Origin of the sequence: Methylopila musalis (assembly GCF_042679725.1) — a bacterium.
Lineage (GTDB): Bacteria > Pseudomonadota > Alphaproteobacteria > Rhizobiales > Methylopilaceae > Methylopila > Methylopila musalis.
In genome coordinates this window covers 1-855 of the sequence record NZ_JBHTMX010000395.1, presented here as the reverse complement: position 1 = coordinate 855, position 855 = coordinate 1, and the positions used below count along the sequence as shown (strand labels likewise).

Genomic DNA, 855 nt, shown 5'->3' with positions numbered 1-855 from the left:
AGGCCGCCGCGCCCGACGCCGTCGAGCACCGCGGGGGCGAATTCGGTGCGGCCGCCGGGTCCGTTCTGGGAGAAGCCCGCCTCCACGGTCAGAGGGCGCAGCGGCCGCGCCGCCACCCCCGCCAGCCGCTCCAGCACCACGCGCCCGATCAGCATGTGGCCCACCAGCGCCGCGAACGGGTTTCCCGGCAGGCCGACCAGCGCCGCCCGGCCGACCCGGCCCGCGACGATGGGCTTGCCCGGCTTGATCGCGACCTTGGCGAGGCCGAGCGACCCGCCGGACGCTGCGACCGCGGCCGCAAGATGATCCTCGTCGCCGACGGAGGTGGCGCCGCTGGTCACGATCACGTCGCAGCGCTCGCCCGCCTCCCGCAGCAGCGCGGTCAGCGCCTCCGGCTCATCCGGCGCCACGCCGAGGTCCACAAGTTCGTAGGCGGGGCGGGTGAGTATCCCGGCCAGCATCGGCCGGTTGGCGTCGTAGATGCGCCCGGGCTTCAGCGGCGCGCCCGGCTCGGCGAGCTCGTCGCCGGTGGAAAGCAGCCCCACCACCACCTTCCGCCGCACCATCGCGCGGGAGACGCCGGCGGCGGCGAGAATCGCCAGATGGCGGCCGTCCATCACCGCGCCCGCGGGAACCAGCACGTCCCCCTCGGCCACGTCCTCGCCGCGGCGACGCACGTTCGCACCCTCCTCTAGCGGCCCACGCAGCACGATGGCGTCGCCGTCGCGGTCCACCCGCTCCTGCATCACCACGGCGCGGGCGCCCGGCGGCTGCGGCGCGCCGGTGAAGATGCGGACCGCCTCGCCCGGCGAAAGCCGACCGCGCAGGCCCTCGGAGCCGGCCGCGAGCCGCCCC

The 855-nt window shown here is 76.6% G+C and carries 1 protein-coding gene; it reads right to left on the bottom strand.

Features of this window, described 5'->3' with window-relative positions; all coding sequences use genetic code 11:
* On the bottom strand, window positions 1-855 hold an 855-nt coding region (locus ACFQ4O_RS17905), incomplete at both ends, for a molybdopterin molybdotransferase MoeA (RefSeq protein WP_378777777.1).